The following is a 12,664-nucleotide window of genomic DNA, read 5'->3' as shown; positions in this document are numbered from 1 at the left end:
GGCAAAACCAGGCCTTCAGGCTCTAATGCGGGTCGCGGCGCTGGCGGCGGCGGATGATTTCGACGGGTGGCGCGATGCCGCCCGGTCGCTCGCCGCGCAGCGCGTGTCCCCGGCGGAGGTGGTGTGGCAGGTCGGTGACCTGCCCACCGACCTGTTCGGCGACGAGGCGATCGTCGTCGGCGACGCCCCCGCCCCCCGCGTGCCCCGAGCGTTCATCGATCTGGCGCGGACGGTGGCGATGCACGCCGACCCGGAGCGATTCGCGCTGCTCTATGCGATGCTCACCCGCCTGATCGATCAACCCCGCCTGATCGACGACAAGGCCGATCCGGCGATGCGGCGGCTGGAGGAGATGGCCAAGGCGGTCCGGCGCGACATTCACAAGATGCGCGCCTTTCTGCGCTTTCGCGAGGTCGAGGAAGAGGGCGGCACCCGCTTCGTCGCGTGGTTCGAGCCGGAGCATCATATCGTCCGCCACAATGGCCGGTTCTTCGTCGACCGGTTCGCGGCGATGCGCTGGTCGATCCTGACGCCCGAGGTGTCGCTGCACTGGGACGGCGAGACGCTGTCCGAAGGGCCCGGTGCCAGCAAGGCCGACGCCCCCGACGGCGACCCGGTCGAGGAGGCGTGGAAGACCTATTACGCGTCGATCTTCAATCCCGCCCGGCTGAAAAAGGGCGCGATGCTGAAGGAGATGCCGCGCAAATATTGGAAGAACATGCCCGAAACCGCGCTGGTCCCGGCGCTGATCGCGGGGGCACAGGCACGCGAGGCGGCGATGATCGAGACGGCACGAGCGGCTCCCGGTGGCAATAGCGAGGCGGCGTGGGCGGCGCTGCGCGACGAGGCGATGGGCTGCCAGCGCTGCCCGCTATGGAAGCCGGCGACGCAGACGGTATTCGGCGAGGGGCCGGTGGATGCCGATATGATGGTGGTCGGCGAACAGCCGGGCGACCAGGAGGATCTGGCGGGGCGCCCCTTCGTAGGCCCGGCGGGACAGATGTTCGACCGGGCGATGGCCCAAGCCGGGATCGATCGGTCGCGAGTCTATGTCACCAACGCGGTCAAGCATTTCAAGTTCGAGCCGCGGGGCAAGCGGCGCATCCATGCCAAGCCAGGCGTGGGCGAGATCGATGCCTGTCGCTGGTGGATCGAACAGGAGCGCGGCATTCTCCGCCCGCGCATGACGGTGGCGCTGGGCGCGACGGCGGCGCGGTCGCTGACCGGCAAGACGGTGACGATCTCGCGCGAGCGCGGGCGGGTGCTGACCTTGGCCGATGGCGGGATCGGCTGGATCACGGTCCATCCGAGCTATTTGCTGCGGCTGCCCGATAAAATCCAGGCAGAAGAAGAGTTTGCGCGGTTCGTCGAGGATTTGAAGGGTGCGGCGGCGGCGATGGCGTGAGGCCAAAGTTCACTAAGTTCACACTCGTCGCGTTGTTGTGGTGGTAGCGATTCCTCCCGTTTGAACTGGGCGTCATGCCGGCGGAGGATGGCATTTTTCCGTTACCGGGGGCGGCAGGAGCCGCTTGAGGCCCCAGCCTTCGCTGGGGCGACGTTTGGGGGCTGACGGTGAGAAAGATCGTTTTCACGCGAAGGCGCGGCGGCGCGGAGTAGAAGAAGAAGGCTGTTTTTCGCGCAGAGGCGCAGAGGGCGCAGAGGGGTTGTGGAGCGGGCGGCGTCAGTCTGTCTGGCGAAGCCCTTCTCTTTCGGCTCCCCCCATAGAGAGCCGCTGTCGCGGCGAGCGCCACCTCTCTGCGCCCTCCGCGCCTCTGCGCGATCAAATCCTTCCTTCTTCTCCCCGCCTCCGTGTGAACCCATTCCCGCGAGCCTACCTAAAGCACCCGCTGTAGGAAAATCATTCCGGGCGCGGATGCCACCACGGCTCAGGCCGCGGCAGGGTGATCGCGTCGTGCTGATCCGGGGCCTCGGCGATGGCACGCAGGCGGTCGAGGTCTTCGGGGGTGTCGATGTCGATCAGTTCGGCCGGCGTCGTCACGACATGGCGGCCGGCGCGGACGAGGTCGCGGGCGCCGGCGTCTCCTTCGAGCGATTGGAGGAAGTCGAAGCGGCCCGCGCCGAACACGGCCGGCGGGCACGGCCTCGTCCCGTCGCTCGACGCGACTACCGCGTCCGCATCGTCGCGGGCAGTGTCGAGCAGGCGATAGACATGGGCGGCGGTGATGCGCGGCATGTCGGCCAGCGCGATCACCACGCCCTTTGCGCCCTTGGTCCGCGCCGCGCGCAGGCCGAGCTGGACCGAACGCGACATGCCCTCCGCCGGGGCTTCGTTGACGATCACGTCGAACCCGCGCGAGGCGAAGTCCAGTTTCGTGCCGTCGATCACCGCGACGCGGCCGAGGAACGGGATCGCCTCCAGCGCGGTGACGACATGATAGGCGACCGGCTTGTGCAGAAACTCCTGCGCCAGCTTGTCGGCATCGCCGAAGCGCTGCGAGCGACCCGCCGCCAGCAGGATCAGGACGGTATCTTCAGCGCGCATGGAAGCTCCTTACCATGGCCGCCGCGATCGACAGCGCGATTTCGGACGGGCCGATCGCCCCGATGTCGAGCCCGACCGGACCGTCGATCCGCTCCAGCGCGGTCGCCCCGGCGGCGGACAGGCGTTCGAGCCGCGCGGCATGGCTGCGCCGCGATCCGAGCGCGCCGATATAGGCGGCGGGGGTTTTCAGCGCTTCGATCAACGCGGGGTCATCGATCTTGGTATCGTGGCTGAGGGTCACGACGGCAGTGGCGGCATCGGGCTTCAACGCCTGCAATGCCTCGTCCGGCCAGCGATCGTCGAGGGTGACGCCGGGGAAGCGCTCTTCGGTCAGGAAGCGGGCACGCGGGTCGATGACGGTGGTGGCGATGCCCAGTTCGCGCGCCATGCCCGACAGCGCCTGCGCGATCTGTACCGCGCCGACGATCAGCAGGCGGCGCGGCGGGTCGTAGCGGTTGAGGAACGCGCCCTCCGTCTCGCCGATGCTGGTGCGACCGGTGGTGCGGTCGGTCGACAGGGTGATGGCGCGTCCCTCCGCGCCCGCCGCGTCGATCGCGTCGAACAGCGCGGGGTCGAAGCCATTCGCATCGACGCGCTGGACCATGACCTCGATCTCGCCGCCGCAGGGCAGGCCGACTTCCCACGCGGCGGCGTCGGCCACGCCATAGCGTTTGATGGCGAAGGGCGCGCCGGCGATGACGTCGGCGGCGGTGGCGAGGATGTCGCTTTCGACGCAGCCGCCCGATACCGATCCTTCGAAACGGCCGTCCTGATGGACCAGCATGTGGCTGCCGCGCGGGCGGGGCGCGGAGCCCCAGGTCGAGGTGACGGTGGCCAAGGCAAGCGGCGCGCCGGCCCAGTCACGGGCGGCGGTCAGGATGGTGTCGTTGTCGGCCATGATGTTCCGATGATGGGGGAATTTCGGGCGCGTGGCCAGTGGCGTGGTGCTGCCCCTTGTCGTACCCCCGCGCAGGCGGGGGTCCAGGGCGTCGAACGCTACCGTTGCGTTGCCTGGCTCTGGACCCCCGCCTGCGCGGGGGTTACGGAAAGATATCAGATCACGTCCAGCACCAGGCCGCGTTCCTTCGCTTCCTCGGCACCGATATACCAGTTGGCCGGGGCCTTCTCGACCAGTTCCTCGAACGGGACCTGCGACCCGGCAACGATCGCGCGGAAGCCCTCTTCCTCGATCTCGACCGAGGTTTCGATCTCGTGCAGCTTGGCCTTCAGCGTCGCGACCAGCATCTTCAGCGGGCCGGACAGTTCGATGGTGCTGGTCATCTGCCGCTCGTGCAGCATCAGTCGCGTGCCCTTGGTCAGGAAACGCTTGTTGACCGGGAAGGCCGACATGAAGGTCGACCCGGCGGAATAGACCGCGACCTTGCCGAGGAACAGCGCCTCGCGGCCGGTATAGTCGCGGAGCAGGCGGATATCGTCGCCCATCGCGCGGGCGACTTCGGGATCGCCGCCGAGCGTCGAGATCGACACGACCAGCGGGCCGTCGGCGGGGGCGTTGATGACCTGGTTGCGGAAGCTTTCGTACATCGCATGGTCAACGGGACCGGCGAGGTGGACGTGCGGGCGGGCGAGCAGCGGATAATCGTTGACGTTGGTGTCGGACATGACGGGCGTTCCCTCTGGCGTGGTCGGCGGCGGAACCGGGGGGAGCGGGGTTATGTTCCGGGGATGGGTCGTTGGCGGGAGAAGAAAGTTCAGAGGCTCGCGCGGAGGCGCGGAGGCGCGGAGACGCGGAGGGGTTTCGTGTCTGGCGGGCGGGCCGTGTCGTTGCGGCATTCGGGTTCGTGGGGAGAGATGGAGAGAGGCTCGCTGGCGCGAGGAGCGTTACCTCTCCCCATCGTCACCCCGGACTTGATCCGGGGTCCCGCTGCTTAACCCCGTCGAACAGAAGAAGAAGCGGGACCCCGGGTCAAGCCCGGGGTGACGGGGGTGGGCAGGTTGGCGTCGGGTCGCGACCGCTCCGCTTGCGGAACCCTCCGCATCTCCGCGCCTCCGCGCGAACCCCTATCTTCTGCGTCCTTTGTGCCTTCGCGAAACTCCAACTCTTCTTCGCGCCTTCGCGTGAATCAAAAAGGGCGACCGGTCCGCACCGATCGCCCTTCCCTCAACCGTTTGAAAACAGGCTCAGTACACCCGCTTCTTCGGCTTGATATATTCGATCTCGTCGGTCAGCGTATAGTCGTGCACCGGGCGATAATCGATCGCGGTGGTGCCGAGCGTGCCGCCCCAGCCGTCGAAGGTCGCGATGGTGTGCTTCATCCAGTTGGCGTCGTCGCGATCGGGGAAATCCTCGTTCACATGCGCGCCGCGGCTTTCCTTGCGGTTCTGCGCCGACTTGATCGTCACCATCGCCTGCGCCAGCAGATTGTCGAGCTCGAGCGTCTCGACCAGATCGGTGTTCCAGATCAGCGACTTGTCGGTGACGTGCACGTCGGCGAACGAGCGATAGATATCCTCCATCATCGTCACGCCTTCGTTCAGCAGCGCGTCGTCGCGGAACACGGCGCAGTGCTTCTGCATCGTCTTCTGCATGTCGAGGCGGATCTGCGCGGTCGGCTTGCTGCCGCTCGCGTTGCGGAACTTGTCGAGGCGGGCGAGCGCGAGGTCGGCCGACCCTTCCGGCAGCGGCTTGTGCGGGGTGTTCGGCTTCAGGGTTTCCTTGAGCCGCAGGCCCGTCGCACGACCGAACACGACCAGATCGATCAGCGAGTTGGAGCCGAGACGGTTGGCGCCGTGCACCGACACGCAGGCCGCTTCGCCGACCGCGAACAGGCCGGGCACGACCGCGTCCGGGTTGCCGTCCTTGATGGTGACGACTTCGCCGTGATAATTACAGGGGATGCCGCCCATGTTATAATGGACCGTCGGGGTGACGGGCAGCGGCTGGCGGGTCAGGTCGACGCCGGCGAAGATCTTGCCGGTTTCGGTGATGCCCGGCAGGCGTTCGGCCAGCACCTTCGGATCGATATGGTCGAGGTGCAGGAAGATATGGTCGCCGTCCTTGCCGACGCCGCGCCCTTCGCGCATCTCCATCGCCATCGACCGGCTGACGACGTCGCGGCTGGCGAGGTCCCTGGCGGAGGGGGCGTAGCGTTCCATGAACCGCTCGCCGTCCTTGTTGGTCAGGTAACCGCCCTCGCCGCGTGCGCCCTCGGTGATGAGCACGCCCGCGCCGTAGATGCCGGTCGGGTGGAACTGGACGAATTCCATGTCCTGCAACGGCAGGCCGGCGCGCAGCACCATGCCGCCGCCGTCGCCGGTGCAGCTATGCGCGGAAGTCGCCGAGAAATAGCAGCGGCCATAGCCGCCGGTCGCCAGCACGACCGAATGGGCACGGAAACGGTGGATCGACCCGTCTTCCATGCACAGCGCAATCACGCCACGGCAGACCTTGCCCTCGGGCGTGTCCTCCATGATCAGGTCGAGCGCGAAATATTCGATGAAGAAGTCGGCGTCATACTTCAGCGACTGCTGGTACAGCGCGTGGAGCATGGCGTGGCCGGTACGGTCGGCGGCGGCGCAGGTGCGCTGCACCGGGGGGCCTTCGCCCATATTCTGCATATGGCCGCCGAACGGACGCTGGTAGATCGTCCCGTCCTCGTTCCGGCTGAACGGCACGCCGGCATGTTCCAGTTCGATCACCGCCGCCGGGGCTTCGCGGACCATATATTCGATCGCGTCCTGGTCGCCGAGCCAGTCGGAACCCTTGACGGTGTCGTACATGTGCCACGACCAGTGGTCGGGCGAATTGTTGCCGAGGCTGGCGGCGATGCCGCCCTGTGCCGCGACGGTGTGGCTGCGGGTCGGGAACACCTTGGTGATGCAGGCGGTCTTCAGGCCGGCTTCGGCGATGCCCATGGTGGCGCGAAGGCCGGAGCCGCCCGCACCCACGACGATCGCGTCATAGGTGTGGTCGATGATCTTGTAAGCGTCGGTGGCCATTATGCGGGCGTCCCGGTGAAAGCGATGCGGAGGATCGAGAAGGCGGCGAGCAGCCAGCCCGCGCCATAGACGAGGTTCAGCGCGATCAGCGCGACGACGCGCGTTTCGTCATGCTGATAATCCTCGATCACGGTCTGCAGGCCCATCTTGGCATGGTAAAAGACCGAAGTGGCGAGCAGGATCAGCGGCACCGCGCCCCATGCCGACGACACCCACGCATAGACGGTGTCGTAGTCATAGGCGGGCAGCAGCGCGAGCGAGAGCACGAACCACAGCATGAGGACGAGGTTCGAGACCGCCGTCAGCCGCTGATGCCAGAAATGATGCGCACCGGCCTTGGCCGATCCCAGGCCGCGAACGCGGCCGATGCTGGTTCCGTTACCCATCAGTGCTTCCCCACCAGCAGCCAGGCCCACAGCGCGGCAGTCGCGCAGGCGGCGAACACGATCGTCGCGACCGCGCTCTGCCGGTTGCCCTTCAGTTCGAAATTCGCGCCGATATCCATGAAGAAATGGCGGATGCCGTTGCCGATATGCTGGAACAGCGCGAAGCTGAGACCGATGCCGACCAGATAGCCGATGGGCGCGAACGGCCCGGTGAACCACGACAGGAAGCGGGCATAGCTGTCCTCGCCACCCGACAGTGCGGCCAACCACCACACGAACAGCGCGAGGCCGACCGTGCCCATGGCGACGCCGGTCGCGCGGTGCAGGATCGACACCAGCATGTTCGGCCCCCAGCGCCAGACCTGGAGATGGGGCGAAACGGGGCGGTTTTTCGGGCGGACCATGGCCAAGTCGGACATTCCTCAAAGCAGCGCGCGCAGCCACGTCGGGCGGATGCGGATTTCCAGCGATTGTGGCCTATCTACGCACCCGCCCCGCCGATGCAAGTCTGCATGCACGAAAGGGCCGGCCCCGGCATTGCGCGAACGACGCCCGACCCGTGGTCAACCGACTGTTAACGCCTGCACGTTACCCCCGGCAGCTACAGGGGTCCGCCGTGCCAGTTGCGGGCGCCAGCGAACAGGGGAAGCGAATCGTGGGGACCAGGAAGCTGCCGGCACCGGAAAGCGTGAGCCGGACGATCGATCTGCAAGAGCGCCTGCACCTGTTCAACATTTCCGCCGAAGACGTTGCCGCCGCGCGCGAGCTGTGGACCATCATCGAACCGCATGCCCGCGAAGTCGCCGCCGCGCATTTCCAGCAGTCGCAAAAGGTCGGCGGGGCGAACAGCATGCACCGCAACTACGACCGGATGATCGAGCTGGGCGTCGCCTATCTGCGCAACCGCTTCACCAACCTGACCGGCCTGGCCTGGGTAGAATCGTGCGAGCGGACCGTCGCCAGCGCATTCGCCGCCGACGTCACGCTGACCGCGATCCTGTCGATGGGCGATGCCGGCGCGCGCACGCTGCTGGACGTGCTGCGTCGCGGGATCGAGGACGAAGCCGCGTTCCGCTATGCCGCCGAGCTGCTGTTCCGGCTGCGGTCGCTGGAATCCGAAGTGTTCGTGTCGCTGTTCAACGCCTATCTCCAATACGATCTGCAGGAATCGCGCGACCAGCTGGCGCATGAGTTCCGCGACAATATCGGCGCGACGGTCGAGCGGGCGAGCCGCGAGAGCGACACGCTGCGCATCCATGCCAGCCGGTCTTCGGCCAATGTCCGCGGCATGCTGGGCAAGGCGTCCGAAGTCGCCGCCGCCGCCGAACAGTCGGCGGTCGCGATGCGCGAAGCCGCCGCCACCTCCGCCGGGCTGATCCGCGCGATCGAGGATGCGCGGATGGAGGTCGAGGCCGCCGCCGAGATCGCCACCCGCGCGTCGGAACAGGCCGGCACCGCCGTCGGCATGTCGGAAGCGCTGTCGGACCATGCCAAGTCGATCGAATCGATCCTGGGGCTGATCCGCGACATTGCCGGGCAGACCAACCTGCTGGCGCTCAACGCCACGATCGAGGCCGCCCGCGCGGGTGATGCCGGCCGCGGCTTTGCGGTGGTGGCGCAGGAGGTGAAGAGCCTCGCCAGCCAGACCGCCCGCGCGACCGACGACATCGCCGCCAAGATCGCCGCGATCCAGGCGGCCACGCGCTCGACGGTCGAGACCAACGCATCGATCCGCTCGACCGTGACCGAAGTGCAGGAAAGCGCCAACCGCATCCGCAGCGCGATGGAGGTGCAGGCGCAGACCGTGACCGCGATCACCGCCGCGGTCGACGAAACCGCGCTGGCCGCCGATTCGATGTCGTCGACCATCGCCGCGATCCGCGAGGATACCGAAACGGTGGCGTCGGAAATCGACCGGGTCGGCGACGGCTTCTTCTTGCTGGACGGCGAGCTGGGCTCGCTCAAGGCGAGCACCGTCGAGTTCATCAGCAAGGTCGCCGCGTAAGCGCGGCACCCCCTGCCCCCGGACCTGGTCCGGGGTTCCGCCTCCTACGGACAGCACCAACAGGAGCGGGACCCCGGATCAAGTCCGGGGGATGTTGCCTTGATCGGGCCGCGCATTGAATGTCCCCGCGCCCGCGCCTACACCGCGCGGCCATGGCATCCCCGACCCTGACGGCTCCCGCACGATGAGCTGGAAACTCACCCTCCCCTGCACCCGCGCCGAGGCGGAGACGATCGATGCAGCCGAGGATTTCGGCATCGATCCCGCGCCGGTGCTGATGACCACCGAGACGGTCGAGGACGATACCGAGACGTGGCGGCTGGACGCCTATTTCGAGGCCGAGCCGGACGATGCCGCCATCGCCGCGATCGCCGCGCTGGTGCCGAGTGCGGCGGGCACGCCACCGCAGGTCGAGGCGCTGGGCGACGAGGATTGGGTGACGATGAGCCAGGCGGGGCTGGAGCCGCTGCATGTCGGGCGCTTCTTCGTCCATACCGCCGCCTATGCCGATGCGGTGCCGGCGGGCGCGCGGGCGTTTTTGATCGATGCCGGACGGGCGTTCGGGACCGGGCACCACGAGACGACCAGCGGGTGCCTGGCGATGCTCGACCGGATGGCGGACCGGGATTTCCGGAACGTCATCGACCTGGGCACCGGGACCGGCCTGCTCGCCTTTGCCGCGCGCGAGCTGTGGCCGACGGCGCGGGTGATCGCGACCGATATCGATCCCGTCGCGATCGACGTGACCGCGGTGAATGCGACGCTGAACGCGGTCGATCGGGTCGAACTGGTGGTGGCCGATGGCGCGCTGTCCGACGATATCACCGCGGCGGCGCCGTACGACCTGTTGATCGCCAACATCCTTGCCGGGCCGCTGATGTCGATGGCGCCGGAAGTGGCGGCGATCGCCGCCGCCCACGCGACGATCGTGCTGGCCGGGTTGCTGGAGACGCAGCGCGCGGATGTGGTCGCGGCCTATGCGGCGTGCGGCTGTTCGCTGGAGGACGTCGACCGGCGGGGCGACTGGAGCGTGCTGCGGCTGACCGCCGGGGCCGAGCGGTTCGTGCCGACCGCGCCGATCGATCCCAAGGGCCGCGACGGGTGGGCGTTGGATTTGTGAGATCCTCCCCGCGCAGCGGGGAGGAGCTTTCAGGCCTTCGACCGGGCGTAGTGCTGCGTGCCTTCGGTGACGACGTCATCCTTCGGTAGCACCTCATCCACCGCAATCTCCTGCTCCTCGCGGATCGCTTCGTAGACCGGCGCGAAGTCGGTCTCGACGGTCAGGCGCAGCAGTTCGTCGAAGCTGGGGATGACGAAATAGGTCTGCTGGAAATCGTCGATCCGGTAATCGGTGCGCATCACGCGGGCGAGGTCGAGCATGATCCGGTTGGGGCTGGGATCGTCGAGCGAGAAGCGGGTCTCCGACGCGCTCGACACGATGCCGGCGCCATAGATGCGCAGGCCCTCCGGCTCCTGCACCAGCCCGAATTCGACCGTGTACCAGTAGAGCCGCGCCAACTGCTTGAGCGAGCCGAGTTCGAGCGCGCGCAGGCCGCCGCGGCCATAGGCGGCCAGATAGTCGGCGAAGACCGGGTCGGCGAGCATCGGCACATGGCCGAACACGTCGTGGAAGACGTCGGGTTCCTGCAGGTAATCGAGCTGGTCGGGGCGGCGGATGAAGTTGCCGGCGACGAAGCGGCGATTGGCCATGTGGGTGAAGAAGACGTCGTCGGGCACCAGCCCGGGCACCGCGACCACCCGCCAGCCGGTCAGCGCCTCCAGCCGGTCGGACAGTTCCTCGAAATCGGGGATGCCCGATTCGGACAGCTTGAGCGCATCGAGCCCGCGCAGGAACGCGTCCGACGCACGACCGGGCAGCAACTTCATCTGCCGCGCATAGAGCGTGTCCCACGTCGCATGGTCTTCGGCGCTATAGGCGTCCCAGCGCTGCGGGATCGTCCAGTCGGCATTGGCCCCGGCGGGCGGGCGGTCGAGTACATGGGTTTCGCTTGCCATCCGCAAATAGTAGCATGGGAAACGATGCGACGGAAATGGCTGCGCCGAATGGCTGGTATGGTGGGCGCGGTCGTGCTGACCCTGCTGCTGTACCTGTTCGCCGGGCTGGTCGGCGGGGCGATCCCGGCGGGCGGACAGGCACCGCCGGCGCAGGGCATCCGCATCTATGTCGAGGATAACGGCATCCATACCGGCATCGTCCTGCCCAAGCATGCCGCGGGCATGGGGTTCGACGATCTGGTACGGGCAGGCGATCTGGCCGATCCGCGCTATACCGGCCATGGGTGGCTGTCGATCGGCTGGGGCGACCGCGCCTTTTATCTCGGCACGCCGAGCTGGGCCGATGTCCGGCCCGCGACCATCGCCGCCGCCGCGATCGGCAGCGATGCGGTCGTGATGCATGTCGGGCACCTGCCGGAGCCGGTAGGCGAGCCGGGCGTTTATCCGGTGATGCTGACGCCCGACCAATATCGCCGGCTGGTGGCCGCGATCCGCGCGAGCTTTGCCGCGCGGACCGACCCGGTGCATGGCTATGGCCCGTCCGATGCCTTCTACGTCGCGCGGGGGCGCTATAGTGCGGTCGAGACGTGCAATTCGTGGACCGGGCGGATGCTGCGCGCGGCGGGCGTGCCGATGGGGCGGTGGACGCCGTTTCCGGTGACGGTGACGGCGTGGCTGTAGAAACCCTGCCCCCGCCCCCGCTCGGCCAGTTCCTGATCGAGACGCCGCGCGCCGCGCTGGCACTGGCCGGCGTGCCGTTCCGGTGGCGGCAGGCGTTGGCGGGGGTGCCGCGTGCCTCCGGAGAGCCGGTGATGCTGCTGCCCGGCCTGTTCAACAGTGACCGGTCGATGACGATCATGGCGCGCTATCTGCGCGACTTGGGCCACGCGCCATCCGGCTGGGGATTGGGTCGCAATTTCGGGCAGCGCAGTATCGGGACGGATGCGAGCGCGCTGATCGACCGGGTCGATGCTCTGGCACAGGTGGCCGGTCGGCCGGTGGCGATGGTCGGGGTCAGCATGGGGGGGATCATGGCGCGGCTGGTCGCGCATCGCCGGCCCGATCTGATCGAACAGGTGGTGACGGTCGCCAGCCCCTATGCCGGGCCGGCGCGATCGACGCGGGTGTGGCGGCTGTACGAATGGATCAGCGGCGAATCGGTCGACGACCCCGCCGTGTTGGCGCTGGCCGACGAAGTGCGCCGGCCGCTGCCGGTTCCCGCCACCGCGATCTGGAGCGCCAGCGACGGGCTGGTTAATGGCCTTGGCTGTCATGCGCCGGGTGAACCGGGATGCCGCGCGGTCGAGGTGGTGAGCAGCCATTATGGCGTGCAGACCCGGCTGATCGTGCTGCGCGCGGTGGCGATGGCGCTGGCGGGGAATCGGTAGGATTTGCTGTTCGTCATACCCCGCCACGGACGTCACCCCAGCGCAGGCTGGGGTCTCCCGGTTATCGGGCGGGACAGGATCCGCGAGAGACCCCAGCCTGCGCTGGGGTGACGTTTGGGACGAGCGCCGATTCTCGGTGACCGCTCAATCGTCGTTGCGGCGTCGTTCCTCCCGCCGACGCCGCGCTTCTTCCTTGCGCATTTCGCGGCCCTCGCGGGCTTCCTTCTTGCGCATCTTGCGGCCGTAATTGCGGTCGGCTTCCGACTGGCTGGTGGTGGTCCAGTCGATCACCTGCGCGCCGGCGCGGACCGGAGCGGTCGCGACGTCCCATACCGTGCTGACGCACCCACCGGTCAGCGGCGCTACCGCCAACACCATCCACGCCAGTCGCATCGGTTCCGAATCC

13 protein-coding genes are annotated in these 12,664 nt (G+C 67.8%); 5 read left to right on the top strand and 8 right to left on the bottom strand.

Annotated features, from left to right (window positions below):
- The first annotated feature begins 25 nt into the window (after positions 1 to 25).
- Positions 26 to 1,405 (top strand): UdgX family uracil-DNA binding protein, encoded by a 1,380-nt coding sequence (locus tag CA237_RS07235; protein WP_066690683.1) that lies wholly within the window; start codon positions 26 to 28, stop codon positions 1,403 to 1,405.
- 453 nt (positions 1,406 to 1,858) lie between these two features.
- Here the strand turns inward: CA237_RS07235 and CA237_RS07230 are convergent, their stop codons facing one another.
- The 6 genes from CA237_RS07230 to sdhC form a co-directional block, all read right to left on the bottom strand.
- On the bottom strand, positions 1,859 to 2,503 hold the full coding sequence (locus tag CA237_RS07230) for a nucleotidyltransferase family protein (RefSeq protein ID WP_126013521.1): 645 nt from the start codon (positions 2,501 to 2,503) through the stop codon (positions 1,859 to 1,861).
- On the bottom strand, positions 2,493 to 3,401 hold the full coding sequence (locus CA237_RS07225) for an XdhC family protein (protein ID WP_126013518.1): 909 nt from the start codon (positions 3,399 to 3,401) through the stop codon (positions 2,493 to 2,495). Before CA237_RS07225 ends, CA237_RS07230 begins: the two co-directional genes overlap by 11 nt.
- A 155-nt stretch (positions 3,402 to 3,556) precedes the next feature.
- Positions 3,557 to 4,126, bottom strand: a complete 570-nt coding sequence (locus CA237_RS07220) for an ATP-dependent Clp protease proteolytic subunit (RefSeq protein WP_126013515.1) — start codon at positions 4,124 to 4,126, stop codon at positions 3,557 to 3,559.
- Between the two features lie 519 nt (positions 4,127 to 4,645).
- On the bottom strand, positions 4,646 to 6,463 hold the full coding sequence (sdhA, locus tag CA237_RS07215) for a succinate dehydrogenase flavoprotein subunit (protein ID WP_126013512.1): 1,818 nt from the start codon (positions 6,461 to 6,463) through the stop codon (positions 4,646 to 4,648).
- Complete coding sequence (gene sdhD, locus CA237_RS07210; RefSeq protein WP_066690698.1) at positions 6,463 to 6,849, bottom strand: succinate dehydrogenase, hydrophobic membrane anchor protein; 387 nt, start codon at positions 6,847 to 6,849, stop codon at positions 6,463 to 6,465. Before sdhD ends, sdhA begins: the two co-directional genes overlap by 1 nt.
- Positions 6,849 to 7,253: a succinate dehydrogenase, cytochrome b556 subunit gene (sdhC, locus tag CA237_RS07205; RefSeq protein ID WP_126013509.1), complete on the bottom strand. Its 405-nt coding sequence runs from the start codon at positions 7,251 to 7,253 to the stop codon at positions 6,849 to 6,851. The genes sdhD and sdhC overlap by 1 nt, the downstream gene beginning before the upstream one ends.
- A gap of 251 nt (positions 7,254 to 7,504) precedes the next feature.
- Between sdhC and CA237_RS07200 the strand changes: the two genes are divergently transcribed.
- Both CA237_RS07200 and CA237_RS07195 read left to right on the top strand, forming a co-directional pair.
- Entirely contained in the window at positions 7,505 to 8,854 is a 1,350-nt protein-coding gene (locus CA237_RS07200; protein ID WP_232307966.1) for a methyl-accepting chemotaxis protein, read from the top strand.
- A 184-nt stretch (positions 8,855 to 9,038) separates the two neighbouring features.
- The gene (locus CA237_RS07195; protein ID WP_066690702.1) at positions 9,039 to 9,974 is read left to right on the top strand and encodes a 50S ribosomal protein L11 methyltransferase; all 936 of its coding nucleotides are present in this window, start codon (positions 9,039 to 9,041) and stop codon (positions 9,972 to 9,974) included.
- Positions 9,975 to 10,003: 29 nt separating this feature from the next.
- Here the strand turns inward: CA237_RS07195 and phhA are convergent, their stop codons facing one another.
- Complete coding sequence (gene phhA, locus CA237_RS07190; protein ID WP_066690704.1) at positions 10,004 to 10,870, bottom strand: phenylalanine 4-monooxygenase; 867 nt, start codon at positions 10,868 to 10,870, stop codon at positions 10,004 to 10,006.
- Between the two features lie 48 nt (positions 10,871 to 10,918).
- On the opposite strand from phhA, the gene CA237_RS07185 reads away from it, so the two are divergent.
- Positions 10,919 to 11,551 (top strand): TIGR02117 family protein, encoded by a 633-nt coding sequence (locus CA237_RS07185; protein ID WP_232307967.1) that lies wholly within the window; start codon positions 10,919 to 10,921, stop codon positions 11,549 to 11,551.
- Positions 11,542 to 12,258: an alpha/beta fold hydrolase gene (locus tag CA237_RS07180; RefSeq protein ID WP_232307968.1), complete on the top strand. Its 717-nt coding sequence runs from the start codon at positions 11,542 to 11,544 to the stop codon at positions 12,256 to 12,258. Before CA237_RS07185 ends, CA237_RS07180 begins: the two co-directional genes overlap by 10 nt.
- A gap of 144 nt (positions 12,259 to 12,402) precedes the next feature.
- On the opposite strand, the gene CA237_RS07175 is transcribed toward CA237_RS07180, so the two are convergent.
- The gene (locus tag CA237_RS07175; RefSeq protein ID WP_066690710.1) at positions 12,403 to 12,651 is read right to left on the bottom strand and encodes a hypothetical protein; all 249 of its coding nucleotides are present in this window, start codon (positions 12,649 to 12,651) and stop codon (positions 12,403 to 12,405) included.
- Between the last annotated feature and the right edge of the window lie 13 nt (positions 12,652 to 12,664).

Origin of the sequence: Sphingomonas sp. ABOLH, from assembly GCF_003951715.1 — a bacterium.
GTDB lineage: Bacteria > Pseudomonadota > Alphaproteobacteria > Sphingomonadales > Sphingomonadaceae > Sphingomonas > Sphingomonas hankookensis_A.
This window is presented reverse-complemented; position numbering and strand designations above follow the sequence as displayed.